Source organism: Pseudomonas sp. MF06569 (genome assembly GCF_059862735.1).
The window spans coordinates 35,420-60,619 of record NZ_JCBCUZ010000030.1 but is presented as its reverse complement, the minus strand read 5'-3'; the positions used below and the strand labels follow the sequence as shown (position 1 = coordinate 60,619).

The window sequence follows — 25,200 nt, the reverse complement described above, 5'->3', positions numbered from 1 at the left end:
ATGCTGAGGTGGGGCGGGCTTGCTCGCGATGGAATCGCCCGGGTCTTGCTGTCAGACCGCGTCGCCAGCATCGCAGGCAAGCCAGCTCCCACAGGCTGCGTGGTGTCAGTGATTGCAGGATCACTGTGGGAGCGGGCTTGCTCGCGATGGAATCGCCCGGGTCTTGCTGTCAGACCGCGTCGCCAGCATCGCAGGCAAGCCAGCTCCCACAGGCTGCGTGGTGTCAATGACTGCAGGATCACTGTGGGAGCGGGCTTGCTCGCGATGGCATCGCCCCCGCCTCAGAGCCTGCTCAGGGCACTGTTTTCATCTGCACAATCGGCTCATTGCGCGCACGTGCCACGCTCAATCCCAACAGCCCGCCGATCACCAGGGCGCCGGCCATGAAATACATGGCCGCCTGGGTGTTGCCGGTTAGCTGGGTCAACCAGCCCACCACGATCGTGCTGAAAAAACCGGCGACATTCCCCAGCGAGTTGATCAGTGCAATCCCTGCCGCCGCCGCTGCTCCCCCCACCACGGCGGTGGGCATGCCCCAGAACACCGGCAGACTGCTGATCATCGCCGCGGTGCCGACAGTCAGGCCGATCATCGACAACCACAGGCTGGCCCCGAACAGGGTGCCAAACACCACGCCACCAGCGCCGATGAACGCGCAGATCGCGAGGTGCCAGCGATACTCGCGAAAACGGTCGCTGCTGCGCCCGACCAGCACCATGCTCACGGCCGCGACGGAGTAGGGAATGGCACTGAGCACGCCGATTGCCCAGGGCTCGGCTACACCGTTGTTGCGGATGATGGTCGGCATCCAGAAGCTGATTACGTATTGGCCCAGCACCAGGCAAAAGTAGACCGCCCCCAGCAACCAGATTTTCGGGTTCAGCAAGCCATCGCGCACTGAATGGTGGGCTTTTGCCTTGGCTTCGCGATCCAGCGCGGCCTGCATGCCGCGTTTTTCCTCGCTGCTGAGCCAGTGGGCATCTGCAATGCGGTCGCGCAGCAGGAAGAACACCGCGCCACCCAATGCCACTGCCGGCAATCCTTCGATCACGAACAGCCATTGCCAGCCGGCGTATCCTGCCACGCCATCGAGTGTTTGCATGATCAAGCCGGAAATCAGCGAGCCGAGCATGCTGGAGATCGGCAAGGCGGCGATGAACAGTGAAATCATCACCCCGCGACGATGGCTCGGGAACCAGGTGGTGAGGTAGAAAATGATCCCGGGAAAGAAACCGGCTTCAGCGATGCCAATCAGAAAACGCAGCAGGTAGAAGCTCATGGGCGTTTCGACAAACATCATGGCTGCCGACAGCAGGCCCCAGGTCATCATGATCCGGGCAATCCAGCGCCGGGCGCCGAATTTGTGCAGCGCGATATTGCTGGGGATCTCGAACATCAGGTAACCGACGAAGAACACCCCGGCCCCCAACCCGTAGACCGCTTCACTGAACTTCAAGTCATCGAGCATCTGCAGCTTGGCGAAGCCGACATTGACCCGGTCCAGATAAGCGACCAGATAACAGACCATCAGCAGCGGAATGACCCGCCACGCGGTTTTACGGTAGGCCGAATGCAGTGCGTGGTCCGGCATGTCACCGGGGAGCGGCGATAAGGTGTTCATCTCGAGCCTCTTTCTTGTTGTTGTAGGGGCGATGTTGAAATGGCATGGCTTACGGATCGAGCGCACGACCTCCTGGCCAGTCACCGTTCTGGCACATGCCCCCCACGATTTCGCGGATCAGCTCGCTGATCAGGGTTTTAAGATGGCTGGCGGGCATTGACGCACAGCTGCAGATGCCCAGGATTCGGGACACCCCTTGAGCGGCTATTCGGTGGGCGACCAGGCGGCCGTCCCCGATCTCTCGCATGGCCAGGTTCAGCGGCATGATGGTGTGGCCAATACCGGCCTCGACTGCACTTTTGAGGATGTGTACGGAATTGACCTCCATTGCGATTTGTCCCGCTGCCAACCCGCGCTGTTTTACCGCGTGTTCGACCACGGTGCGGGTGCAGTGACCGTGGGCCTGGCTGGGAAACACCAGGGGGCGGGCCAGTGCCTGCTCCAGAGAGACCTCCCCGGCGGGTGGTGCGTCAGGCGCATTGGCCCGGTGTATCAGGTAAAAATCTTCTTCGATCAACGCGCTGAACAGCACCTGCGGGGGCAAATCAAGGGAGGTAAACAGGGCCAGGTCAACCCGACCGTGGAGCAGTTGGTCCATGACGTTCCCGGTCAGCTCTTCGTTGAGATGGAACGCCACTTGTGGGTAACGGGCCGCCACGGCGCGCATCAGCGGCATGGCCAGAATGGTTGCGACACTTTGTGGCAATGCCACCGTAATCGATCCGCTGACTTGATCCTTACTGCTGCTGACGGCAGCACGGGCGTCGGTCAAATGTTTGAGCATGCCCTGGGCATATTCGTAAAAGACCTTGCCGGCTTCGCTTGCGACGATGCCGTTGTGGCTGCGATGGAACAACTGCACCCCCAGATCATCCTCCAGCGCGGACATCTGCTTGCTCAACGCCGATTGCGCCACATGCACCTGGCGTGCGGCCCTGGACAAGCTGCCGCAATCGATGACGGCGACAAAGTATTTGATCTGGCGGATTTCCATTGAGGCGCTTCCTGCAGGGCTCGAATGTACGGGGGCCGATGATGGTACAGCGCGTCAGCCTGTCGAGTGCCCGCGAGGGAAAATCTTCCCGGGGTTCATCAGTTGCTTGGGGTCCAGTGCTGCCTTGATCGCCTGCATGACGCTCACGGCGTTGGCTCCGTGTTCGACTGCCATAAAGTGTTGCTTGGTCAGCCCTATGCCGTGCTCGCCGGTGCAACTGCCTTGCATGGCAATCGCCCGCTCGGCCAGTCGATGGGCCACCGCTTCGGCGCGCTCGACTTCGTCCGGGTTCAGGGGGTCGACCAGAATCAGCGCGTGGAAGTTGCCATCGCCCACGTGGCCGAAAATCGGGGCGAGCAAACCATTCTCGGCAAGGTCCGCCGCAGTGGCCTCAATGCATTCGGCCAGTCGTGAAATCGGCACCACCGCATCGGTGGTCAGGGAGCGGCAACCGGGACGAAGGGCCAGGGAAGCGAAATAGGCGTCATGCCGTGCCTGCCACAAGCGGCTGCGATCTTCGGGATGGACCGCCCATTCAAAGTCCAGCCCCTGGTGCTCGTCGGCGACCATGCGCACCGTCTCGATCTGCTCCTTCACGCCCGCTTCAGAACCATGCAGTTCAAAGAACAGAGAGGGCGCTTCGCGCAGTTGCGTGCTGCTGTAGGCGTTGAGCGCTCGCATCGTCAAGGCGTCGAGCAATTCGATACGGGCGATTGGCACGCCCAGCTGGATGGTCTGAATGACCGCGCGTACGGCCAGGTCGACACTCGGAAAACGGCACACGGCGGCCGAAATGGCTTCAGGAATCGGGTGCAGCTTGACCGTCAGCTCGGCGATGGTCGCCAGCGTACCGCCCGAGCCCACCAGCAAATGGGTCAAGTCGTACCCGGAGGAAGACTTGCGCGCACGTCCACCGGTATTGATCACGCGACCATCGGCCAGCACTGCAGTCATGGCCAGCACGTTTTCACGCATGGTGCCGTAGCGTACGGCGTTGGTTCCGGAGGCACGCGTGGCTGCCATGCCGCCCAGGGACGCGTCGGCGCCGGGATCGATCGGAAAGAACAACCCGGTGCCATGCAGCGCGGCATTCAACTGCTTGCGCGTCACGCCCGGCTGTACGGTGGCGTCCATATCATCGACCCGGATATCGATAATCCGGTTCATGCCTGACACATCAATGCTCACGCCGCCGTGGGACGCCTGTAACCAGCCTTCCAGAGAGGTGCCGCTGCCATAGGCGATCATCGGCACATCGTGGCGATAGCACGCGGCGCTGATGCTGACGATATCTTCCAGGCTGTTGGCGTAGGCCACAGCATCCGGCGGCATGGGGTCGAGTGCGGAAATATCGCTGCCATGATGCTCGCGCACGCTGGCCGAAGTGGAGAATCGTGTGCCGAGCAAGTCGCTTAATTGATCGCGCAACATGTCGGGCAGGGGCGGGTGTTCGCAGGCAGCAGGAAGGGACATCAAGCACTCTCCGGTTTTTGTGCGCCGCGTGAAGCTGGCGGCCTTTGTAAGGAGTCATGACTTATCTTAGGCAGCCTTTGGTACACACTTGTAGTGCTGATTTCAGATGGTGCCATCTCTTTTGGATATGGCTGATTTGCCGCTTGTTGTGCTGTACCCGCCCGGGCAGATACCCTCTGGCCGATGATAGACAAGGAGCCGTTCATGGAAACGACAGTCAGAATCGCCAATCAGGCAGACATCAGCGCCATCTTTGATATTCGAACCAGTGTCACGGAGAACCACCTCTCCCATGATCAGTTGAGCGAAATGGGCATTACGCCCCAAGCCATCCGGGAGGCAATCCAGGCTTCGCCGTGTGTGTGGGTGGCAGAGGTTGAGGGTGTGCCTGTCGGGTTTTCCATGGCTGACGCTGAAGATGGCTGCGTGTTTGCCGCGTTTGTCCGGCCTGGGTTCGAGGGGCGGGGGTTAGGCCGCCGTCTGATGGCCAGGGCCGAGGAATTCCTGTTTCAACACCACCGCACCATCTGGCTTGAAACCGCTGAAACCAGTCGTGCCAGCGGCTTCTATCGAAGCCTGGGCTGGCAGGTGGTGGAAAAACTGCCGGAGGGTGATGTGCGTTTTGAAAAGTCATTGAGCGAGTATCGGCCAGGGCTTTGTGAACCCGTATCAGGAAAGGACATGGTCATTCGCTTGACGCACACCAGGGACTGGATGCTTTTGAAGCACGTGCGCCTTGCGGCACTTTTGGACGCACCCACTGCGTTTGGAGTGAGCCATGAAACGGCGGCCAATGACACCGATGCCCAGTGGAAAGAGCGCGCTTCTTCAGAAGTCGGGACGAAATTCTGGTTGGCCCTCAAGGACGGCAAGCCGGTTGGCATGATCGGGGCCGTGATCCAGGGCCACCGTTACAACGTGATCGCCATGTGGGTCGAACCTGATTTTCGCGGTTCTGGCGCAGCCGCTCAACTGGTGGGCGCTGTCAAACGCCAGGCGTTGCAGGACGGGCATGAGTTCATTTATCTGGACGTATCTGCGGACAACGCAAGGGCCTCCAGCTTCTACCTGAAACACGGTTTCGTTTTTATGGATGAGTGGGAAACTTTAGCAAGCCACCCCCATATAAAAGTCCAGACCATGACGTGTGCGGTGCGCAACTAACCGCACTTGCTTCAGTCAAATGAATACTTAGAATTAATTAAAGTATTCATTTGAATTGAAGTTTTTAATTGAACAGTTCGTTAGCCCACTTCAGCTGTTTTACGTCATGCCCAAGTGCAAACCACTGTCAGGGCGAGTGAGCGTAAACGCTTTCATCAATCATGTTTTGCAGGCTCACACTGTTGAGCTGTTTACAGGCGCCATCAGCGTCTGCCCGGGCTGGATAGCTCTCGGGCAGCCTGCACAGGGCCTCACAGTCATAAATGTTGAAACCTATCGGGCCGGTGGTGCAATAAAAGCGCGATCCAATGCGCATTGATCCCGTCTCCTTGGGCACTGCGGGGACAACCACGAATCTAGGCATCACGGTATTCCTGTTTTTTATTTTTTATGTTGGCAGTTGTAAGGAATAGCGCTGCTTTGTAAGTAGATCAAGTAAGCCCTTACGGGATCCGATGAGTAACCCTTGCTACCGATAACCATTCTATTTTGCCAATGCGACTCTAACGCGACAGTGCTGTGATGGCGTGTCGTTGAATGGCCGTTTGAAGTGTGGCGTCAAGTACGCAGGCCGGTTCTTATAACCCGCAAAGTTGCCGATTGCAACCCGGTTTACCTGACCACGTTAAAGCGGCAGACCTGCCCGCCACGCACCATGCATTCAAGATGCTCTGCCTTGCCGCCGCCCAGGGCACCGATCAATGCCAGGTCCAGTTCGCACACCACGGGATGGGCTTTGGCCAACTGATGAAAAATGCAGTTGTGGGCCACAATCTCCGGTTCGCCCGATGATCTGAAGAACACCTGCGCTTCGTATCCCGAGTGGTTCATGTACTGAACGATGCGCGCTTCATCGACAACTTCAGGTTCAAGATCGCTGGCCAGCTTGCGGCCCAGGCCCTGCATCAACTGGGACAGCGCCTGCTCTCCGAGCAGACCTGCGACCTGATCGATCAGCAAGTTGGCCAGCAGCGGGTATTGGCGCGGGAACAGTTCCTTAGCGTGGTCCGTCAATTGGTGGAGCTGTTCGGGGCGCCGCCCGGTGGGCCGGGTGGCGCCCCGCATGACCAGACCGTCGCGCTCCAGCGCAGCAAGATGCTGACGAATCGCAGTGCGTGTCACCCCCAGACTGTGGGCCAGCTCATCAATGCTCATTCCCGCAGGTGAGTACAGCAATGCCTTCAACAAGTCCTGTTGGGTTCGCCCCATTCCTTCCAGCATCTGTCCGGCTCCTGCTTGCAGTCAAAATTTATCGGGGAATTGCTTGATCAAGCCCGCCGTCAACGCATCGGCAAGGGCAAGGATGTGCGTACGCATCATGCCCCAGGTTTGGGCCTCACCCTTGTAGTCCTTGGCGGCCAGCTGTTCGATCTGTGTCACATGGTGAGCGCCGTGGGCACTTAGCATGGCTTGCAGCGTGGGCTCGGGCAAATAGGGATTGGCCTTGGCCAGAAAGGCGGCCAACGACTTGGCATTCTCAGACAACTCAGCGATTGCGGCCTGTTGACCGGCTTTGTCGTTGGCGACCCGTGCATCGCTGTAATGTTTTACCGCCCCCCAATGCCCGGCGAGGAGTGTGAGCAACTGGTCGGCCGCCGGTTGCCCATAAAGTGGGGCAATGCTGTTGGCGATGGCCTTGGCATTACTGACGACCTCGTTTTGCGCTACGGCGGCTTGTGCCGCATTGCCGTCCTGATTGGCGATCGCATAATTTCTGATCCAGAAAATGTGCTCCACCCACAGGTCGCGAAGGGCCATTTGGGTAGTGAGCGCCGTTGCACTGGTGGCGCTGGTCTGGGGCGGGTTGCTGGCCTGACTCCAGGCCGGTTGGGCAAGCAGGGAAAGCAGGAGCACTATCGCAATCTTGATGTTCATGGCAGGACCCTCTGAGTCGAATAATCCAACAATATTAATTTAAGCATCAAAATATGTTTTTATTGGATTTGCAGTACGATTCCGATCGATGGTCGCGGGGAATTCATGTAGTCGCTGACGAGTGGAACGAGGCTGCGATCGAGATGGTGCGCCACTGCGACGTAGCGGTCGCAAAACCGGTACACGCGGTATGCCAGATTAACCGTGGAAGCTGACTTTACGACTGCTTCGCAGCCGGACGCAGCCTCGCACGGCTCGTCAGCGACTACAGATTCTTCACCCATCCCGGGTGTAGTCGCTGACGAGTAGAACGAGGCTGCGATCGAGATGGTGCGCCAATGTGACGTAGCGGTCGCAAAACCTGAGCATGCGGTATGCCTGATCAACCGTGGAAGCCGATTTCACGACTGCTACGGAGCGGGGCAGGGGTTTGATGATCAATGAATACTGGAGGCCAGTTCGAAAATCGGGATGTACATCAAGATCACGATGACCCCGATCAGCAGGCCGATGAAGGTCATCAGCAAGGGCTCGAACAGGCGTACGAACCATTCGATCCAGCGACCGACTTCTTCGTCATAGAAGTCGGCGCTGCGCTCCATCATCTGCCCCAGATTACCGGACTGTTCACCCGCCCTCAGCAAGCGCAGGGAGACGGGCGTCACCAAGTGATTGAGCTCCAGCGCCGCCGACAGTGACTGACCTTCACGCACCCGTTCGCAGGCCTGATCCAGGCGCTGGCTGGACGCCACCGTCAGCAGACCACGGACCATTCCCATGGCCGTCACCAGCGGAATGCCGCCTTGCAGCAAAATGCCCAGGGAGCGATAGAATCGCGCCAGTTCGTACATGACGATGCGCTGATGGACCGCCGGCACTTTTTCGATCAGTCGGCCAACCGCCCGGCGAAAGGCCGGTCGGCGCTGGAGGAAGGTGATGGCAACGATGATTGCCACCACGGCACCGAAAAACTCGCCCTGATGGGCGTGCAGGAACATCCCGCCATTCATCAGCAGCTGCGACAACCACGGCAAATTCTCGCCCAGGCCTTCGAACACGAGGCTGAAGCGGGGCACCACGTAACCCATCAAGAACAGCACCACGCCACTGCCCACCACCAGCAACAGGAGAGGGTAGATCGATGCACTGACGATCTTCTGCCGAACCTCGTCCATGCGTTGCCGGTAGCTGACATACCGCCCCAGCGCCTCACCCACGGCCCCGGTTTTCTCGCTCGATTGCACCAGGGCAACGTACAGCGGGGGGAACACCGCCGACAATTGGGCCAACGCCTGTGAGAAGGATTTGCCCTCGTACAGCAGGCGAACCAGCTCACTCAGGGTTTTACGGGCCTGGGGGGCGTTTTCCTTTTCGGCCAGGCTTTCCAGTGCATCGATCAACGGCAGGCCGGCGTTGAGCAAGGTGGTCAGCTCCTGGCTGAACAACACCAGGTTGAAGGTCTCGCGCTGATGCAGATGCCACGCTCGCCAGCGGCGCTCGGCCTGCAGGCTGACCACGCGCATGCCCTGATCCTCGACCATGCGTCGGGCTTCGCTATCGCCCTGGGCCTCGACGGTCATCGAGACCACACCGGTTTTGCCCACTGCCTTGAGATGAAAGCGCATGGTTGCGACTCCCGTCATTGCCAACTGGTGATTTCGGAGTTTTCGCCTTCTCCACCGGGTTGTCCGTCCTTGCCCAGGGACAGCAGGTCGTACTCACCGTTTTCACCGGGGTAGCGGTAGGTGTAGTTGCGCCCCCACGGGTCCTGGGGCAGCTTTTTCTGCAGGTACGGGCCTGTCCAGCGGGTTTCATCGCTGGGCGCGGTGACCAGTGCCTGCAAGCCCTGTTCAGTGGAAGGGTAATGGCCGACTTCCAGCCGGTACAAATCCAGAGCCTTGCCCAGGCCCTCGATTTGCGCCTTGGCCACTTTCACTTCGGAACGGCCCAGCTGGGCGAAATACTTCGGCGCGACGATGCCCGCCAATAGCCCGAGGACCACCAGTACCACCAACAATTCGAGCAGGGTGAACCCGTGCTGGGTTCGCGGTGCATGACACATACGCTGATTCATGATGACCTCACTCAGTGGGCAGCACAGTCGCCAGCAAGGCTTATGCAATTGCCATGCTCAGACCTCCAGACCTGGCTGTAACCCCCGTATACCGGCCCTTGTGCGTTACGGCGCGGTGCTTGCATAGGGCTACCTCGCGATCACCCATTGGGGCATTACCCCCATTTCCAGGGGCCGGTCGGGGGAGGTAGAAATGACCAGGACAATGACCACGACACTGCTTGGCGCATTGCTGATGAGCGCTGTCGTACACGCCGATGTGTTTGTATCCCGGGATGCCAATGGCAGCTACGTGCTGTCCAACGTTCACCGCCCCGGGCGGCACTATGAGCGTGTGATTCGCGAGTCGGCAGAGGTCCAGGCCCAGACCGGCATCGATCAACAGCCGCAGATGATTGCCGCACAACCCTATGCCGAGATGGTGCTGGCGGCAGCGGCTGCCAATGAGCTACCGGCTGCGCTGTTGTCCGCAGTGATTCAGCACGAGTCCAACTACGATCCCAGGGCAACATCACCCAAAGGTGCGGGCGGGCTGATGCAGCTGATGCCCGATACAGCCCGGGAGATGGGGGTCACGGACGTCTACGACCCCCAGTCCAATATTCAGGGCGGGGCCAAGTACCTCAAACGCATGATGACCCTGTTCGGCAACGATATTGCCCTGGCCGTAGCGGCCTACAACGCCGGGCCGCAAGCCGTGCTCAGTCGTGGTGGAGTGATTCCTCCGTTTGCCGAAACCCAGCGTTATGTGCCCAGCGTCCTGCGTCAGTACCGGCGTTTGCAGGGGCTGCCTGCGGACTCGCCGCTGTGAGCCCGGTGTCGGGGCTGTGTCCCCGATTGTTGGGTCGCCCAGGCACAGCAGAATGTGGGGAAAGAGTGGGGAATTTCCCCCGAATTCTCGGATTCAAAGCGTAAGCAATTGAAAGTTAATACAAATTTTTATGGCATGGCCTATGCAGTACCAGGTTTAGCGAGCATCACTCCCTGAGCACTAACAGTGAGATCAGTGATCATGAACGGCATTCCCCACGCTCATCACTTGTTAAACCTGCTGTTACTGGTCACGCCGCTGATCGGCATTGAAACGGCCCAGGCGGCAGCACGTTGTGAACGCAATCTGGTCGCCAATATCGTCGCGCTGGACCAGCCGCTGATGTTCAACCGCCTGGGTGCGCAGAACGTCAACGGCATGATGTTCGCCCTGCGCCGTGATGTGGTGGATGACCACGACCAGCCACTGAACATGGGCGGGGCGGCAGTTCCGGGCAAGGTCTCGCTGCGACCCGACAAGCGCCCGCGTCCGCTGGTGTTGCGGGTTGCCGCCGGTGACTGCCTGACCGTCAACTTGCAGAACCTGCTGGCTTACCAGGCCAACCCCGGCAGCCAGGAAGACGGGGACGAGGGCGAAGTAGAAGGCGAAGTTGAAGTCGAAGCCGGCAACGACAACTTCAAGGTTGACGAACAAGTCGCTGACCGCCATGTGGGGTTCCAGGTCAACGGCCTGCAAGCGGTCAACAGTATCGACGATATTTCCTCCTACACCGGACGCAACGCCAATACCCTGGTTGCCCCCGGAGCGACCCGCACCTACACGCTGTATGCCGAGCGCGAAGGCGCTTTCGCCGCCAGCAGCCGTGGCGCCACATTCGGTGGTGAAGGGGATGCAGGCAACGTGGCCAACGGTCTGTTCGGGGAAGTGGTGGTGATGCCCAAGGGCGGTCGCAACTATCGCAATACCGTGACGGAAGAAGAAATGCGCCTGGCCTCCAGCGGGCGCACGCCGACGGGCCAGCCGATTGTCGATTACCAGGCCCGCTACCCGCAGCGCCAGCCCTGGATCCGTGAAGGCAAGGCGGGTACGCCGATCATCAACATGGTCGATGGCAATGAAATCATCTCCAGCGAAAGCGATGCGATCGTGATGGGCAGCAATGCCGACGGCAGTTTCCCGCCTGCGACCTATCCCCTGGAGTCCATCGGCAAACGCAATCCGGCGTTGCCCAACCGTCTCGAACCCTTCCGTGACTTTGCCTCGCAGTTCCAGGACGAAACCGCTGTCACCCAAGCCTTTCCGGCGTACTGGGCAGACCCGGTCATGGCCCATGTACTGGAGCCAACCCGGGACTCGTTCATGATCAACTATGGCTCTGGCGGCATGGGGGCCGAAGTGGTCGCCAACCGGCTCGGGGTCGGGCCGATGCACGACTGCCTGTCTTGCGCGTACGAAGAGTTTTTCCTGAGTTCGCACACCGTCGGCGACGTGGCGATGCTGGTGGACGTACCGGCCAACGTCGGGCTGGAGAACATCCGTCCCGGCGAAGTGCCCCGTGCCGAGCAAGTCGGGGTCAAGGCGAGCATGGCGCTGTACCCCTCCGAGCCGTCCAACGTCAACCACAGCTACATCGGTGACTTCGTCAAGTTTCGCAATACCCACAACGGGCATGAGCAACACATCTTCCACTTGCATGGCCATCAATGGCTGTTCAACCCCAACGATGACAACTCCGACTATGTAGACGCCCAGGGGATTGGCCCGGGCGCCGGTTACACCTACGAAATTGCCAACGGTGGCTCGGGCAACCGCAACCGTGTTGCCGGTGATGCAATCTATCACTGCCACTTCTACCCGCACTTTGCCCAGGGCATGTGGGCCATGTGGCGGGTGCACGATGTGTTCGAAGAAGGCACCCGGCTGGAAGTGTCACAACAGGGCAGCGACGGTTATCACACCACGCCTTTTGCCTTGCGCAGCGGCAAACCCGCAGCCGGTGCCCGCGCATTGCCCGATGGAGAGATCGTGGCAGGCACCCCGATTCCTGCCGTGGTGCCGTTGCCCGGCAAGGCAATGGCGCCGATGCCAGGCAAAGTGGCTGTAGTACCCAGAATCAGCGAGACCCTGGTCGCTGCCGGGGACGATGACGATGATGACGACGGCGTGCATCGCAGTGGCGGTGCCCAGGCCATTGGTTCTCTGGCCCTGGTGGATCGCAGTGAAGCCAACCGCAATGCTGACGGCAGCCTGAAAAACCCCGGCTATCCGTTCTGGATCGGCGGCATGGAAAGCTCGGTCGGCCAACGCCCACCGACCCCGCCACTGGACATGCTCGACGCGGGCAAGGCCCAGACTCTGAAAAACAGCGGCAAGGCGTTGTGGGCCAACCTCGACCCGGCTCAGTCGGGCGGCTGGGACGGCGGCCTGGGACGACACTCCCTGGCCGGCTTCTCTGCTGGAGGCAAGGCCCACACCGTGACGACCTCGCTGGATTTTTCCAAGGAAGTGACGCGGGCCAAGCCGATCTACATGCCTGAGGAGGGCACCGAGGTCGAACAGGCCGCCATGGCCTTCCACGCGAAAAAAGACCACCCCAGCTTTGCCCTGTTGCCCGGCAAGCAAGTCGTCGCGCGCAACTTCCGCACCAACGGCGCGTTGCCCATTGCAGGCGCGCCGTATTACGAACCGTGCATGGATGATCGGCAAAAACGCCTGACCAGCGCCGCCGGGACCGGCGAGTTCAATAGCGGCGAGCGCATGGACGGCATGTCGTTCACCGGCTCTTCGACCTTTACTGCGGATCGTCCACGGATCTACAAGGCAGCCAATATTCAGTTCGACGCGGTGTACAACAAGGTTGGCTATCATTTTCCGCAAGCGCGCATTCTGGCCTTGTGGGAAGACGCCTGGCCGGTGATCACCAAGCAGCGTCCGCCAGAACCTCTGGTGATGCGCATGAACACCTTTGACTGCGTGCAGTACCAGCAGACCAACCTGGTGCCGGCCACCTATGAGATGGACGATTATCAGGTCCGGACCCCCACCGACGTCATTGGCCAACACATCCACTTGCCTAAATGGGACCTGACTGCCGCAGACGGCTCGGCCAACGGCTGGAACTACGAAGACGGTGTGCTTTCCCCCGGCGCCGTGCAGGAACGCATCCATGCCATCCGCACCTTCAACCAGTGCACTGGGGCCGATGTACGTGATGGCACCCCAGCCTGTCCGAAAGCCAAAAATCACCCTTACTTCGGCCAGTTCGGCCGGGCTGACTGGGTGGGTGCGCGCACCGCGATGCAACGCTGGTTTGTCGACCCTGTGGTCAATATCAAAGGCATCGACCGTGGCCTGGGCACCATCTTTACCCACGACCACCTGGGCCCGTCGACCCATCAACAGATTGGCCTGTACGCCACCGTGCTGGCCGAACCGGCCGGTTCCACCTGGTTCCACGCCGAAACCGGCGAGCCTCTCTTCAGCGGCGCGCGTCAGGACGGCGGGCCGACCTCGTGGCAAGCCGTGGTGTCCACCGGTGACCTGGACGGCGATGGCAAGAACGACAGCTTCCGTGAGTTCTTCCTCGAATACAGCGATTTCCAGCACGCCTATGAAGCCGGTGTGTATGTGGGCGCAGGGCCCAATGGCGTGCCCAATCCCCAGGCGTTTCCGGCCACTGCGGACAGCTTCCGCTACGCCATCAACCCGCCGGTGCGCAGCAATGCCAGCAGCTTGCTTGAAGGCATTGTCGAAGTGCAGGGCGGACGGGTCGCGGGTTGCCCAACGCGTCCATGCCCACAGGCCATCTCCGTGGATGACCCTGGCATGTTCGTGATCAATTACCGCAATGAACCGCTGGCGTTGCGCGTTTACGACCCGAACAAGGTCGGCCCCGACGGCAAGCGTGGCATGCAGGCGGACGGCCTGGGCGGCGACCTCTCGTATGCGCTGCAAAGCCGCACCGACCGGGCGATTCCGGCCATGAACCTGGCGCCCAACCTGATCACGTCCGCCACCGGGCCAACCGGCGGCACCACCCTGTTTCCGCCGCACATCAACCGGGGTGGCGCCGAACCGGGCGACCCGTTCACACCAATGCTGCGTACTTACACGGGTGACAATGTGCGGCTGCGGGTGCATGCCGGTGGTCATGAAGAAGAGCACAACGTGACGCTGCACGGCGTGAAGTGGCTGCAAAGCGGCTCGGGCTTCGGCAACAGCTCCAACTCCGGCTGGCGCGCTTCGCAGATGATCGGGATTTCCGAGCAAATGGGCTTTATCGCGCCGATCTCGATGTTGTCCAGTTCGGCGGCGACCACCGGGGATTACCTGTACTCGATGGACGCTTCGATCGAAGGTTACTGGAGCGGGATCTGGGGTGTGATGCGCAACTACACCGCCCAGCGTACCGACTTGTTTGCGCTGCCGAACAACCCGAAACCGGCCGGTATGCGCAACACCGTGGCCTTCGACGGCTCGTGCCCAAGAATCAGCGCCAACCCCAATGGCATCGGTACCCGTCCCACTGTGCAGCGCAACTATGAAGTCGTCGCCGCACTGGCCAACGACATCCTCGGCAATCCGTTGGGGCTGACCCTCGGCGATCCGGCAGGCATTGGCCAGCATGTGGGCGGGCCGTTGAAACCCGCTGGCGGGACCCTGGTGTACAACTCGCGGCCGGTGAGTATCCCCCGTGTCACTGTGACCGATCCCGAGGAGGGGGTAACCATGACCATCGGCGGCCAGAGCGGCCCGCTGCATGACCCGACCGCCATCCTCTATGTACGCAAGGCCGACCTGGACCCGGTCAGCGGCAAGCTCAAACCCGGCGTGCCCGTCGAGCCGCTGGTGTTGCGCGCAACGGCCGGGGACTGCATCAACATCACACTGGAAAACCGTCTGCCGAGTGTCATGCCCGACCTGACCCAGACCGCCGTGATGCAGGGTGTGGTCAAACGTGATCGAAATGGCAGTGACGGCTCGAGCACCTTCAGCAACAACCTGATGCGTCCGTCCAGCCATGTTGGCCTGCATGCGCAACTGCTGGCGTATGACATCACCAAGTCCGATGGCGCCAACGTGGGGGCGAACCCGGTGCAGACCGTGGCTCCCAGGGCTGGCAACAGCGGTGCCTACCCGACCCGCACCTATCAGTACTACGCCGGTCACCTGGAGCGCGAAGGCAAGCCGATCACGCAACTGGGGCGCAGCGTCGACAACATCAACGCCACGGCCGTGGAGTTTGGCGGGCTGAATTTCACCCCGTCGGATGTGATCAAGCAGCCGCAGAAAGGTCTGGGGGGTGCCATGAGCATCCTGCCGGTGGGGGCCACCTGGGTTGACGATGTCCGCAAGGTCAATGCCAGCGTGACTGCGCCGGGCCAGGCTGTTTACCGCGACTTTGCGATGGTCTGGCAAAAAGCCCTGAATATCCGCTGGGCGGGTGGTCGGCCAGTGGAAGGTATTGCGGCTGAAGGCCTGGGAGTGCCTACGGATCCGCAGGACAACTCCAGCATGGCGATCAACTACAAGGCCGAACCGCTGTGGTACCGCTTCGGGCTGGCCCCCGATGCACCGTTCGGCCACGCAGAAGGCGGGGGCTACGCTGACGTGCCCAATGCGCACATGGCGTACAGCAACGCCCTGGTGGGAGGCGATCCGCAAACCCCTGTGCTCTATGTGAAACCGGGGCAACCGTTCCGCACCCACATCCTGATGCCTACCGGCGGCAGTCGTGGCAGCACGTTCCAGCTCGACGGACACGTGTGGTCAGTCAACCCGTTCCAGTCGGAAAAAAGCGACACCGGTGGCTATCCGATGGGTACGCCTGGCGTGGGCTCGGTACGGTTTGGCCTGAACCCGATGTCGATGTACATCGGCGCCCATGAAAGCGTCCTTCCGGCGGCGCACTTCAGCTTCATGCACCCAAGTGCCGGGGGCATCAATGCAATACCGGGGGACTACCTCTTCCGGGATTACGCCGCCTACGGCAACACCGCCGGGTTGTGGGGATTGTTACGGGTATCCAATGAGCTGGAACCTGCGCCGACGCCTTGACGGGCCGTGCGTATCAGCAGGAGCGAGCAAGCCCGCTCCTGCTGTTCAGGGGGGGCGGCATGCGGGAACTTGACGGGGAGAAAGACAATGAACAAGGCCATTGGAACCGGTGTGTGTGGGTGGATGCTCGCAACAACACTGTGCGCCCTGGGGGGCGTGTGCTGGGCGGCCGAACCACAGGCTAAGGGCGAACAAACGCTGGTGCGTGACGGTGTGACCGTCACCTTGAACGTACAACCCTTGGCCAAAGACGGCGTACTGCGTGAAGGTGAGTTCGCCGATGTGCGTTTCCGGATCACCGACGCCACGTCTGGCCAGCCTCTGGCGGGGGTTGCACCGGGTGCCTGGCTCGACCCCCAGGCCGTTGCCGCCGACCTGGCCCAGGGGCGTGAGCACAGCTGCAAGTCGCGAGTCGGGGTGTTTCTCAAGTCGAGCATCGGCGCCCGGCCGCTGCTGGATCTCAACAGCTATTTCCTGATGGTGATGAATCGTGATGCCAGTGTGTCGGTGGTTGACCCGCAAGTGTCAGTGGGGGGGATCACCAGTACGTTATCGCGCATCGACCTGAAACAGCCGCCCATGGACTGGATCACGCCCAGAGACAATAAGCGGGTGTTTGTGTCCATGCCCAAAGCCGATGCAGTGGCGGTGATCGACAGCGAGCAATTCAAGCTGATCGACTCGGTTGCGGCGGGTAGCAACCCGGTGCGCGTGGCCCTGCAACCGGACGAGCGCCTGCTGTGGGTGGGCAACAACGCCAAGGCCCGCGAGCAGTCCGGGGTCACGGTGATCGATGCGCAGAGCCTCAAGCCACTCAAGTATTTGGCAACTGGCGCCGGTCATCATGAGATCGCGTTCAGCAAGGACAGCCGGCATGCGTTTGTCAGCAACCGCGATGACGGCACGGTGAGCATCATCGACATCGCCAGCCTGACCCTGAGCAAGCAGCTCAAGACCGGCTCACACCCGTTGTCGATCGCCTTTTCGCCACTGTCCCAGGCCGTCTATGTAGCGGATGGCAAGGACGGTACGGTGACGGTGGTCGACACCCAAAGCCTGGCGGTACGCCGGGTCATCAGGCTCAAGCAGGGCCTGGGGCCCATGGGTTTCAGCGCCGACGGACGCTTTGGCATTGTGCTCAATACCCTGGAAAACCAGGCGTCGGTCATCGATGCCAGCAACGATTCGCTGATCCATGACGTGGCGGTGTCCGCCGAACCCTATCAAGTGGTGTTCACCAAGGCCTATGCCTACATCCGGGGCCTGGCATCGGCCAAGGTCACGATGATCAACCTCGCGTCGCTCGGGGAAGGGCGTACCCCGATCACCCAGGGCTTCGAAGCAGGCCCACAGGCGCCGCGCCTGGCCGGTGACTTGCCCCTGGCTTCAAGCCTGGCGGTGTCGAGGGACGACAATGCGGTGTTCGTGGTCAACCCGGTGGACAACACCACCTACTTCTACGCCGAGGGCATGAATGCCCCGATGTCCGGCTACCCCAACCGCGGGCAAGTGGCGCGGGCCGCGCTGGTGATTGACCGCAGCCTGCGTGAAGTCTCGCCGGGGCTCTACAGCGCGCGGATCAAGCTGCCCCCCGCCGGACGTTTCGATGTGGCCTTCCTGCTCAACCAGCCGAACATCATCCACTGCTTCACGGCGGATGTAGAACCGGCGACAGAGGCGAGCCGGGTGGCGGGTGTGCCCAAGGTCGAGTTCATGCTCGATACCTCCACGACGCCCCTTGGCAGCCCTTACGTGGTGCGTTTTCGCATTGTTCAGGGCAAGCAGAAAACCCGGCGCAGCGGGGTCGGGGATGTCCAGGTGCGCTACTTCCTCGCGCCGTCCTCACGGGCACAGGCGGTGGCGGCGCGGGAGGTGGGAGAGGGCGTCTACGAAGTCCCGCTGACCCTCGATCAGCCAGGTGCCTGGTACCTGCATGTGCGCGCAGCCTCCCTTGGCGCGGGCTTCGACGACAAGACTTTTGCCAGCGTGCGGGTACTTCCCGGCGCTGCTCATTGAAGAGGAAATCGACATGAACCGATTTGCCCATTGTGCTCTAACGACCCTCTGGCTGCTGGCCTGCGGTATCGGCCAGGCCCAGGCCCATTCGGCGGATGAACATGCCGGCCATGACATGACGGCGACCCCCGCCAGCACCCAGGGCGCCCCAGTCAGTTTTGCCGACGTCGCGCTGGTTGATCAAAACGGCAAGTCGGTCCATCTGGAGCCGGATCTGGTGGCCAACAAAATCGTGGTCATGAGTTTCATCTACACCAGCTGCACCACGGTTTGCCCGGTGGTGTCCTCCATCATGGGCAAGGTGCAGAAACAGCTGGGCGCGCGGGTGGGCAGCGAAGTGCAACTGGTCTCCATCAGCATCGACCCGCAGCGTGACGACAGCGGCCGGTTGAATGAATACGCCCGTGCCTTTCAGAGCGGGCCGGGCTGGAGCTGGCTGACGGGTTCGACCCAGTCGGTCAATGACACGCTCAAGGGGTTGGGTACGTTCGGCGGCGACTTGAAAAATCATGCACCGCTGATTCTGGTGGGCGACGGCAATAGCCGGCACTGGACCCGTTTTTACGGTTTCACTGACCCGGCGGTGCTGATCCACGAAGTGGAAAAACTCAGGGGTCAGCGCGGTGCCCATGCCAAACACACCGCCGTTGCAATGGAGCAGCAGCCATGAAAATCCTCGACCGCATGGCCTTGAGTGTGTGCGTTTGCCTGTTCAGCAGCGTGACGCTCGCCCACGAAGGGCACTCGCAATCAGCCTCTGAAGCACCTGCGGCGGTTGCCGCTGTAGCCCCTCCGACCACGGGCACCCGTGATGCCAAAACCTGGTTTACCGACACTCCCTTGCTGGACCAGAACGGTCAGACCCTGCGCTTCTACAGCGACGCCCTGGAAAACCGTGTGGTGTTGCTGAACGTGATATTCACCAGTTGCAACGATGCCTGTCCGTTGATCACCCGCAAGCTCAAGGAGGTGCGTGAGGTGTTGGGGGACAAGGCCGATGGCATTACTTTCATTTCCCTTACCAGTGATCCGCTGCGTGACACACCGGCGGTGCTCAAGGCTTACACCTTGAAACAAGGGGTCGACGATCCCCACTGGCTTTTTTTGACCGGCAACAAGGCGCAGATGGAGTTGGTACTGGGGCGCATTGGCCAGATCGTGCCAACCCCCGAGCAACACTCCACGCAACTGATTGTCGGTGATGTGGCCAACAAACGCTGGAGCAAGATCCGCCCCGATGCCCCGGCGGCGGCCATTGCCCAGCGCTTGCAGCTGCTGACAATGCCTGTAGCCGGGCGTTGAGCGTGCCCCATGAAAACCTCACTCGCCCTTGCAATGTTACTGCTCACAGGCGCAATTGCCTGTGCCCAGGCATTGCCTCTGACCCCCTCTGAAAGTGCCGGCAAGCGCCTGTACCGTGAAGGAGTGTCGGCGAGTGGTGAACCGATCATGGCCAGGGTCGGCGCCGCCGGTATGTTGTTGCCCGCCACCAGCTTGCCGTGCGCCAACTGTCACGGCGCCGACGGGCTCGGGCGCCCGGAGGGGGGTGTACGACCGCCAGACCTGAGCTGGTCGCGCCTGAGCAGCATTCATGGCCAGCAGCAAATCAATGGCCGCAGCTACCCGGCGTACTCGGACGGTGCGCTGGCCCGGGCCATTCAGGAAGGCCGTGACCCCGGCGGCAATCGGCTCGACCCGGCCATGCCGCAGTTCGTCCTGTCGATCAACGACCAGCGCAATCTCACGGCTTATCTCAAGCGCGTGGCGGACGATCGTGATCCCGGCCTCGAGGGCGACAGCATCACCCTGGGTACGTTGCTGCCTTCCGAAGGACCGCTGGCCGAAGAGGCCGCCACCATCGCCGGGGTGCTCAATGGCTCTGTGAAGCGAATCAACCAGGCTGGGGGCATTCATGGTCGCCAGTTGCGCCTGACCATCCTCGATCCTGGCCCGGACCGCGCCAGTGCCGGGCAGGCGCTGGACCGGCTGATTGATCAGGAGCAGATCTTCGCGATGATTGCGCCCCTGGCCCCGGCACTCGACACCGAGCTTGCACGCCATCTGGAGCAGGCCGGCGTTCCACTGATAGGGGCGTTGTCGCTGCTCGGCACGAGCCAGTCCAGCAGGCTGATTTTCGAGCCCTTGCCGGGGTTGCGCGAGCAGTTGATTGCCTTGGCCGACTTTGCCAGCCAGGAGCTTGTGGCGTTGCAGGGGCCAACGTGGGTCCTTTACTCCGGTGCGCCCGGACAGCAGAAGGCCGCGGACGAGCTTGGCCTCTATTTACAGGCTCACGCCTGGCAGGACGTTCATGTGCAGGCCTACGACCCTGCGCAAGAGTCGTTTCCCTCGGGCTGCCGTTCGGTTTTCTACCTGGGCAGCGGTGGCGGTTTCAGCAGCCTCGCCAACCGTTTTCAGGGGGCAGGGCAGGCGCCTTATCTGTTTGCCACGGCGCAACAGGTGGCGGGGGACCTGTTCCAGGTCCCCGTCGAGTTTTCCCGCCGGGTGTTTATTGCCTACCCCTTCATACCCAGTGACTGGACCCCGGCCGGACGCCTGGCGCTGACGCAGGTGCGCGATTCCGAGGGCCTGGGTGGGCAGCATGCCTTTGTGCAAGTAGGCGCCTTCAGCTCGATGCTGTTGTTCGCCGAGGGCATGAAGCAGGCCGGAAGGGATGCCAGTCGCGAAAAACTGGTCAGTGCCCTGGAAGGGCTGCATGACTTTGCCACCGGGCTGACGCCGCAGATCAGCTTCGGTCCCGGCCGCCGCCTGGGCCTCAATGGGGCCCATGTGGTCGCACTGGAACTGCCGGACCAGCGCTTTTACCTGGTAGCCCCCTATAAACCCGTTGCTGCGATGCCCTGACCGGAGACCCCTTATGAAACTCAATAATTGGTTGATCCTGCTGACCCTCTGGGGCCCCGCGGCGCTGTGTAGCAACGAGCCTGTCGTGGCACGGGTCAATGGCGAGGAAATTCCCGCATTTCGCCTCGAGCGTTATTTCGCCGAGTACCTGGAAGACCAGGGGCGGGCAGTGGGCAATATTCGCAACCCCAAGGCGTATCAGCAATTACGGCGAAAGGCACTGGACGCCCTGATTGACAAGGAATTGCTCTGGCAGGAGGCCGTCAAGCGCGACGTTGTGATCAGTGATGCGGTGGTGAACGACCAGGTCGAGAAGACGCGCACTGCGGTGGGCGGGTCCGAAGTGTTTGCGCGCAGGCTCAACGACGCGGGTTTCGACGAGGCCAGTTATACCGAGTACACCCGCCGCGAACTGGCGGCCCAGAAGGTGTTTGCCGAACTGACAACCGTCGGTGCGCCGGATGATCAGCAGGTCCGCGCTTTTTATGAGGAACACCGCAGCGAGATGAATCGGCCGGAGCAAGTCCATGCCCGGCATATCCTGATCAAGGTGGCTCAGGGTGCTAGCGCCGCCACAATCGAGGCTGCGCGTCTACGCTTGGTAGAGGTACGTCGGGAAATTACTCAGGGCGCTGACTTTGCAAACGTTGCCAAAAGCCGTTCCGAAGGTTCGTCCGCCAGCGAAGGCGGTGATCTTGGCTATTTTCCCAAGGGGCGCATGCTGCCCGAGTTCGACGCGGTGGCCTTTGCCATGGCCGTTGGCGACATCAGCCAACCGGTACGCACTGCGGTGGGCTGGCATCTTATTTATTTGCAGAACCACTTGGATGCAGTTGATGTCACAGAGGAGCAGGGATTTGCAATGGTTCGCACTTACCTCGCCCAACAGCAACAGTCGCAAGCGCGCCTTCAGGTCCTGGAGCAGCTACGGTCGCGCAACCGCATCGAGCGCACTGACAATTACTGAAGTTGGCCCCAAAAGTGGGGAAAAGCTTCAAGCCACACCCGTACACGTCCCCGCCTTTGGGGGATGGAGTAACAGGGATAATTTTTTATGATGAGTTTCAAGCAGATACAGCAGCCCAAAGCGCTGCGTGCTGCCTGGCATGAAGTGTGCTCAAGCCTAAGTAAGGTGAGCACTCCGTCAGGCTTGATACTCGGACCTGCTGTTACGAGGAGTCCACCTTGGTGAACAAAGTACTGGTTGTTGATGACGAACAGCTGCTTGCGCAAAACCTGCAGGATTATCTGCAGGCGCAGGGGCTGGAAGTCCAGATAGCGCATGAAGGTGCCAGGGCCATTGGTGTAGCCGAGGTTTTTGCACCCGATGTGGTGGTGTTCGATTACCGCTTGCCCGATATGGAAGGTTTTGAAGTTCTCGATACCGTTCGCCAGAACAGGACATGCCACTTTGTACTGATTACCGGGCACCCCACCACTGAAGTGTGTGATCGGGCCCGCCAGCGTGGGGTCAGTCATATCCTGTTCAAACCGTTTCCATTGGCAGAACTGGCACGAGCAATTTTTGACCTTTTAGAGGTGAAGGACCAACCGGGCAGCAGCCACCCACGCGCTGAAGGATTCGTCGAACGACGCAAGAACAGGAATCAAAGTTTCCCGCTGCAGCTGTACGACGGCAGTTGGGTGCTGGAGGATCGCCGACGAACACCGGCCTCCCTTGCCCAAGACGACGAACGCTTGCTCACCGGGAAGTAGTGGCGCGACAAGCCGTTCCGGTCCAGGCCGCAATTGCTCGCCGCGTCGACAGGGCGTCAAGCCCCCGGCGTTGGAGAGCAAGCCATGGACCGTCTATCCCTTGCCGTGGAACCGGCACTGCTGGACTGCGTACCGCCTCCTTTCTCCAGTGAACAACTGGCCCAGGCCCGCGCCCTTGCCGTCACCTCCGGCGAACGGGTGCTCGAAGCCCTGGGGGTACTCTGTGAACTGGCCCCCATGCCTTTCATCGAATGCCTCGGCCGCACGTTGCACTACCCCGTTCTGGATACCGACACCCTGTTCAAGGCCACCCCGATTTTCGATCGGGTCACGCTGGCCCAGTGCCTGAAACGCGAATTCATGCTGCTGCGCCATGACGAAACGGTCATTGGCGTGTTTGCCGATCCCTTTGATACTGCGCGCCTGGCCTGGATCGATGATTGCCTCCACGGCGCGCCGCTGTACCTGGTGCATGCCGATGACCTCAAGGCCTACCTGGCCCGTCATGAAGAAAGCTTTCATGCCGTGGAATCGCTCAACGCCCAGGCCGATGCCCATGTCGAAAGCGACAACCTGCAAAGCCTGTCCCTGACCAGCATCAGTGAAGATGCCAGCGTGGTGGTCAAGCTGGTCAACTCGACCCTGTATGACGCGCTGAAAATGCACGCCAGCGATATCCACCTGGGCACTACCGGGGCCGGCCTGGTCATCAAGTACCGGATCGACGGGGTGCTGAACAACATCAGCAAGATTCAGGGCAGCGAGTTCGCCGAACAGGTGATCTCCCGGGTCAAGGTCATGGCCGAACTGGATATCGGCGAAAAGCGTGTGCCTCAGGATGGCCGCTTCAAGATTGGCATCAGTGGCCGCCAGATCGACTTTCGGGTGTCCATCATGCCGAGCATTTTCGGCGAGGACGCGGTGCTGCGGGTGCTGGACAAGCAGGACCTGGCCGACAAGGTCAGCGGCGTACAGTTGCAGGCCCTGGGCTTCGCCGATGAAACCCTGCGCCAGCTGCGGCGGCTGGCCGCCGAACCCTACGGCATGGTGCTGGTCACCGGTCCCACCGGCAGCGGCAAGACCACCACCCTCTACGCCATGATCACCGAGATCAACCACGGCGTGGACAAGATCATCACCATTGAAGACCCGGTGGAATACCAGCTGCCGGGCGTCCTGCAGATTCCGGTCAACGAGAAAAAAGGCCTGACCTTCGCCCGGGGCCTGCGCTCGATTTTGCGCCATGACCCGGACAAGATCATGGTCGGTGAAATCCGTGACCCCGACACCGCGCAGATCGCCGTGCAGTCAGCCCTCACCGGGCACCTGGTGTTCACCACCATCCACGCCAACAACGTGTTTGACGTGATTGGCCGATTCACCCAAATGGAAATCGATCCCTACAGCCTGGTCTCGGCCCTTAACGCGGTGCTCGCCCAGCGGCTGATCCGCCTGGTCTGTGCCACGTGCAGCACGCCGTATCAGCCCAGTGCCGATGAGCTGCAACTGTCCGGCCTCGATCCACAACAGGTGGCTGCCTACAACTTTGTCCACGGCAAGGGGTGCGGCCATTGCCGGGGCACCGGTTATCGCGGGCGCACGGCCATTGCCGAGTTGCTGCACCTGGACGATGAACTGCGCCAAATGATCGTCGAGCGTCAGCCCGTTGCAAAAATCAAGGCCGTGGCCTGTAGCCGTGGCTTGCGCCTGCTGCGCGAGTCTGCCCTGGAACTGGTGATGGAAGGGCGGACCACGCTCGAGGAGATCAATCGTGTCACTTTTATCTCGTGATCAGTATGTGGCCGTGGTCGGCGCCAGTGGTGTCGGCCTGGGCCAGTGCCTGGGCGGCGAAACCCGGTGGCTGAGCAGCGTCGGCTTTATCGACGAGGGTTTTCATGCCTGGGCGGTAGCCCTGGAAACCCTCGACCGTCTGCTGGGCGAACATGCGGCGAGCGGGGCTCAATTGCGGGTGGTGATTTCCGGGCACTTCAGCCGCTTTTGCCTGGTGCCCTGGAGCGAGCAGATCAGCCGTCCCGATGAACTGCTGGGGTTCGCCAAACTGTGTTTCGAGGACCTCTACGGCGCCCAGAGCCAAGCCTGGAGCCTGGTGCTGTCAGCCGAACCGGCAGGCTACGACCGGATTGCGGCCGCCTTGCCTCAAGCACTGCTGGAGCGTTTGCGCAGCCTGGTCGCCGGGCGTGGCTTGCGCCTGAGTTCGGTCCAGCCGTACTTGATGGCCGCGTTCAATCACTTCGATAAACGCCTGGGTACGGATGATTTCCTTTTTGTCGTGGCCGAACCGGTGCGCAGCGTGTTGCTCCTGGCGCGAGAAGGGCGATGGGTGGCGGTGCGTTCGGTGGGCAGCAGCGACAGCGATGCCGCACTGAGTGCGTTGATCAGCCGTGAAATCCAGCTGCAAGCCTCCAGCAACGAGCGACCACTGAACGTTTACCTGCATGCGCCAGCACGCCTGGATTCTGCGCCCGAGGTGCCGGGTGTGCAGCTCTGTTCCCTGGATGAGGACCGTACGGGCGTGCGTGACAGCCTGCATGCCATGTCCAGGGCGGTGGCCTGAC

General features: G+C 61.1%; 19 protein-coding genes and 1 pseudogene. 12 read left to right on the top strand and 8 right to left on the bottom strand.

The genetic code is table 11. The features are described from left to right. Positions 1–292: 292 nt before the first annotated feature. The 3 genes from AC19YQ_RS21425 to AC19YQ_RS21415 are packed head-to-tail and all read right to left on the bottom strand — an operon-like array spanning position 293 to position 4,088. Complete coding sequence (locus tag AC19YQ_RS21425; protein WP_219262768.1) at positions 293–1,621, bottom strand: MFS transporter; 1,329 nt, start codon at positions 1,619–1,621, stop codon at positions 293–295. A 49-nt stretch (positions 1,622–1,670) separates the two neighbouring features. Further along, positions 1,671–2,615 (bottom strand): LysR family transcriptional regulator, encoded by a 945-nt coding sequence (locus AC19YQ_RS21420; protein WP_500595891.1) that lies wholly within the window; start codon positions 2,613–2,615, stop codon positions 1,671–1,673. 54 nt (positions 2,616–2,669) lie between these two features. Next, positions 2,670–4,088: an FAD-binding oxidoreductase gene (locus AC19YQ_RS21415; RefSeq protein WP_500595890.1), complete on the bottom strand. Its 1,419-nt coding sequence runs from the start codon at positions 4,086–4,088 to the stop codon at positions 2,670–2,672. 204 nt (positions 4,089–4,292) lie between these two features. Here AC19YQ_RS21415 and AC19YQ_RS21410 point away from each other — a divergent pair. Both AC19YQ_RS21410 and AC19YQ_RS21405 read left to right on the top strand, forming a co-directional pair. Then, positions 4,293–4,724, top strand: a pseudogene (locus AC19YQ_RS21410) (GNAT family N-acetyltransferase); the annotation flags it as partial. A gap of 45 nt (positions 4,725–4,769) precedes the next feature. Next, positions 4,770–5,252 carry a GNAT family N-acetyltransferase gene (locus tag AC19YQ_RS21405; RefSeq protein WP_500595893.1) on the top strand — a complete coding sequence of 161 codons (483 nt, stop codon included), beginning with the start codon at positions 4,770–4,772 and terminating at the stop codon, positions 5,250–5,252. Positions 5,253–5,379: 127 nt separating this feature from the next. Here the strand turns inward: AC19YQ_RS21405 and AC19YQ_RS21400 are convergent, their stop codons facing one another. From AC19YQ_RS21400 to gspG, 5 genes are all read right to left on the bottom strand, one after another. Next, a complete protein-coding gene (locus AC19YQ_RS21400) occupies positions 5,380–5,568 on the bottom strand; it encodes a hypothetical protein (RefSeq protein ID WP_500595889.1) in 189 nt (62 codons plus the stop codon). Between the two features lie 296 nt (positions 5,569–5,864). Continuing rightward, complete coding sequence (locus AC19YQ_RS21395) at positions 5,865–6,473, bottom strand: helix-turn-helix transcriptional regulator (RefSeq protein WP_219262771.1); 609 nt, start codon at positions 6,471–6,473, stop codon at positions 5,865–5,867. A 21-nt stretch (positions 6,474–6,494) separates the two neighbouring features. After that, positions 6,495–7,127 carry a hypothetical protein gene (locus AC19YQ_RS21390; protein WP_500595888.1) on the bottom strand — a complete coding sequence of 211 codons (633 nt, stop codon included), beginning with the start codon at positions 7,125–7,127 and terminating at the stop codon, positions 6,495–6,497. A gap of 437 nt (positions 7,128–7,564) precedes the next feature. Continuing rightward, complete coding sequence (locus tag AC19YQ_RS21385) at positions 7,565–8,752, bottom strand: type II secretion system F family protein (RefSeq protein ID WP_133079426.1); 1,188 nt, start codon at positions 8,750–8,752, stop codon at positions 7,565–7,567. A 14-nt stretch (positions 8,753–8,766) separates the two neighbouring features. Then, positions 8,767–9,201, bottom strand: a complete 435-nt coding sequence (gspG, locus tag AC19YQ_RS21380; protein WP_500595887.1) for a type II secretion system major pseudopilin GspG — start codon at positions 9,199–9,201, stop codon at positions 8,767–8,769. Between the two features lie 193 nt (positions 9,202–9,394). On the opposite strand from gspG, the gene AC19YQ_RS21375 reads away from it, so the two are divergent. The 10 genes from AC19YQ_RS21375 to AC19YQ_RS21330 all read left to right on the top strand — a co-directional run bounded on the left by AC19YQ_RS21375 (position 9,395) and on the right by AC19YQ_RS21330 (position 25,199). After that, complete coding sequence (locus tag AC19YQ_RS21375; RefSeq protein WP_133079428.1) at positions 9,395–10,012, top strand: lytic transglycosylase domain-containing protein; 618 nt, start codon at positions 9,395–9,397, stop codon at positions 10,010–10,012. Positions 10,013–10,213: 201 nt separating this feature from the next. Further along, a complete protein-coding gene (gene mnxG / locus AC19YQ_RS21370; RefSeq protein WP_500595886.1) occupies positions 10,214–16,030 on the top strand; it encodes a manganese-oxidizing multicopper oxidase MnxG in 5,817 nt (1,938 codons plus the stop codon). A gap of 87 nt (positions 16,031–16,117) precedes the next feature. Further along, positions 16,118–18,046 (top strand): cytochrome D1 domain-containing protein, encoded by a 1,929-nt coding sequence (locus AC19YQ_RS21365; protein WP_500595885.1) that lies wholly within the window; start codon positions 16,118–16,120, stop codon positions 18,044–18,046. 13 nt (positions 18,047–18,059) lie between these two features. Further along, complete coding sequence (locus tag AC19YQ_RS21360; RefSeq protein WP_133079431.1) at positions 18,060–18,716, top strand: SCO family protein; 657 nt, start codon at positions 18,060–18,062, stop codon at positions 18,714–18,716. Next, the gene (locus AC19YQ_RS21355; RefSeq protein ID WP_133079432.1) at positions 18,713–19,348 is read left to right on the top strand and encodes an SCO family protein; all 636 of its coding nucleotides are present in this window, start codon (positions 18,713–18,715) and stop codon (positions 19,346–19,348) included. The genes AC19YQ_RS21360 and AC19YQ_RS21355 overlap by 4 nt, the downstream gene beginning before the upstream one ends. Positions 19,349–19,357: 9 nt before the next feature. After that, entirely contained in the window at positions 19,358–20,908 is a 1,551-nt protein-coding gene (locus AC19YQ_RS21350; protein ID WP_500595884.1) for a cytochrome c/ABC transporter substrate-binding protein, read from the top strand. Between the two features lie 13 nt (positions 20,909–20,921). Next, positions 20,922–21,875: a peptidylprolyl isomerase gene (locus tag AC19YQ_RS21345; protein WP_339475702.1), complete on the top strand. Its 954-nt coding sequence runs from the start codon at positions 20,922–20,924 to the stop codon at positions 21,873–21,875. A gap of 218 nt (positions 21,876–22,093) precedes the next feature. Beyond that, positions 22,094–22,624: a response regulator gene (locus tag AC19YQ_RS21340; RefSeq protein WP_133079435.1), complete on the top strand. Its 531-nt coding sequence runs from the start codon at positions 22,094–22,096 to the stop codon at positions 22,622–22,624. A gap of 84 nt (positions 22,625–22,708) precedes the next feature. Continuing rightward, positions 22,709–24,415, top strand: coding sequence for a GspE/PulE family protein (locus tag AC19YQ_RS21335; RefSeq protein ID WP_133079436.1), 1,707 nt, complete (start codon positions 22,709–22,711; stop codon positions 24,413–24,415). Then, positions 24,396–25,199, top strand: coding sequence for a hypothetical protein (locus AC19YQ_RS21330; protein WP_133079437.1), 804 nt, complete (start codon positions 24,396–24,398; stop codon positions 25,197–25,199). Before AC19YQ_RS21335 ends, AC19YQ_RS21330 begins: the two co-directional genes overlap by 20 nt. The last annotated feature ends 1 nt before the right edge of the window (position 25,200 follow it).

Excerpts from the sequence above, each read along its gene's own strand:
- AC19YQ_RS21425 (WP_219262768.1), bottom strand. The coding sequence starts at position 1,621 with ATGAACACCTTATCGCCGCTCCCCGGTGACATGCCGGACCACGCACTG.
- AC19YQ_RS21350 (WP_500595884.1), top strand. The coding sequence starts at position 19,358 with ATGAAAACCTCACTCGCCCTTGCAATGTTACTGCTCACAGGCGCAATT.
- AC19YQ_RS21420 (WP_500595891.1), bottom strand. The coding sequence starts at position 2,615 with ATGGAAATCCGCCAGATCAAATACTTTGTCGCCGTCATCGATTGCGGC.
- AC19YQ_RS21395 (WP_219262771.1), bottom strand. The coding sequence starts at position 6,473 with ATGCTGGAAGGAATGGGGCGAACCCAACAGGACTTGTTGAAGGCATTG.
- AC19YQ_RS21355 (WP_133079432.1), top strand. The coding sequence starts at position 18,713 with ATGAAAATCCTCGACCGCATGGCCTTGAGTGTGTGCGTTTGCCTGTTC.
- AC19YQ_RS21400 (WP_500595889.1), bottom strand. The coding sequence starts at position 5,568 with ATGCGCATTGGATCGCGCTTTTATTGCACCACCGGCCCGATAGGTTTC.
- AC19YQ_RS21385 (WP_133079426.1), bottom strand. The coding sequence starts at position 8,752 with ATGCGCTTTCATCTCAAGGCAGTGGGCAAAACCGGTGTGGTCTCGATG.
- AC19YQ_RS21375 (WP_133079428.1), top strand. The coding sequence starts at position 9,395 with ATGACCAGGACAATGACCACGACACTGCTTGGCGCATTGCTGATGAGC.
- AC19YQ_RS21405 (WP_500595893.1), top strand. The coding sequence starts at position 4,770 with ATGGTCATTCGCTTGACGCACACCAGGGACTGGATGCTTTTGAAGCAC.
- AC19YQ_RS21390 (WP_500595888.1), bottom strand. The coding sequence starts at position 7,127 with ATGAACATCAAGATTGCGATAGTGCTCCTGCTTTCCCTGCTTGCCCAA.
- AC19YQ_RS21345 (WP_339475702.1), top strand. The coding sequence starts at position 20,922 with ATGAAACTCAATAATTGGTTGATCCTGCTGACCCTCTGGGGCCCCGCG.
- AC19YQ_RS21360 (WP_133079431.1), top strand. The coding sequence starts at position 18,060 with ATGAACCGATTTGCCCATTGTGCTCTAACGACCCTCTGGCTGCTGGCC.
- gspG (WP_500595887.1), bottom strand. The coding sequence starts at position 9,201 with ATGAATCAGCGTATGTGTCATGCACCGCGAACCCAGCACGGGTTCACC.
- AC19YQ_RS21365 (WP_500595885.1), top strand. The coding sequence starts at position 16,118 with ATGAACAAGGCCATTGGAACCGGTGTGTGTGGGTGGATGCTCGCAACA.
- AC19YQ_RS21335 (WP_133079436.1), top strand. The coding sequence starts at position 22,709 with ATGGACCGTCTATCCCTTGCCGTGGAACCGGCACTGCTGGACTGCGTA.
- AC19YQ_RS21415 (WP_500595890.1), bottom strand. The coding sequence starts at position 4,088 with ATGTCCCTTCCTGCTGCCTGCGAACACCCGCCCCTGCCCGACATGTTG.
- mnxG (WP_500595886.1), top strand. The coding sequence starts at position 10,214 with ATGAACGGCATTCCCCACGCTCATCACTTGTTAAACCTGCTGTTACTG.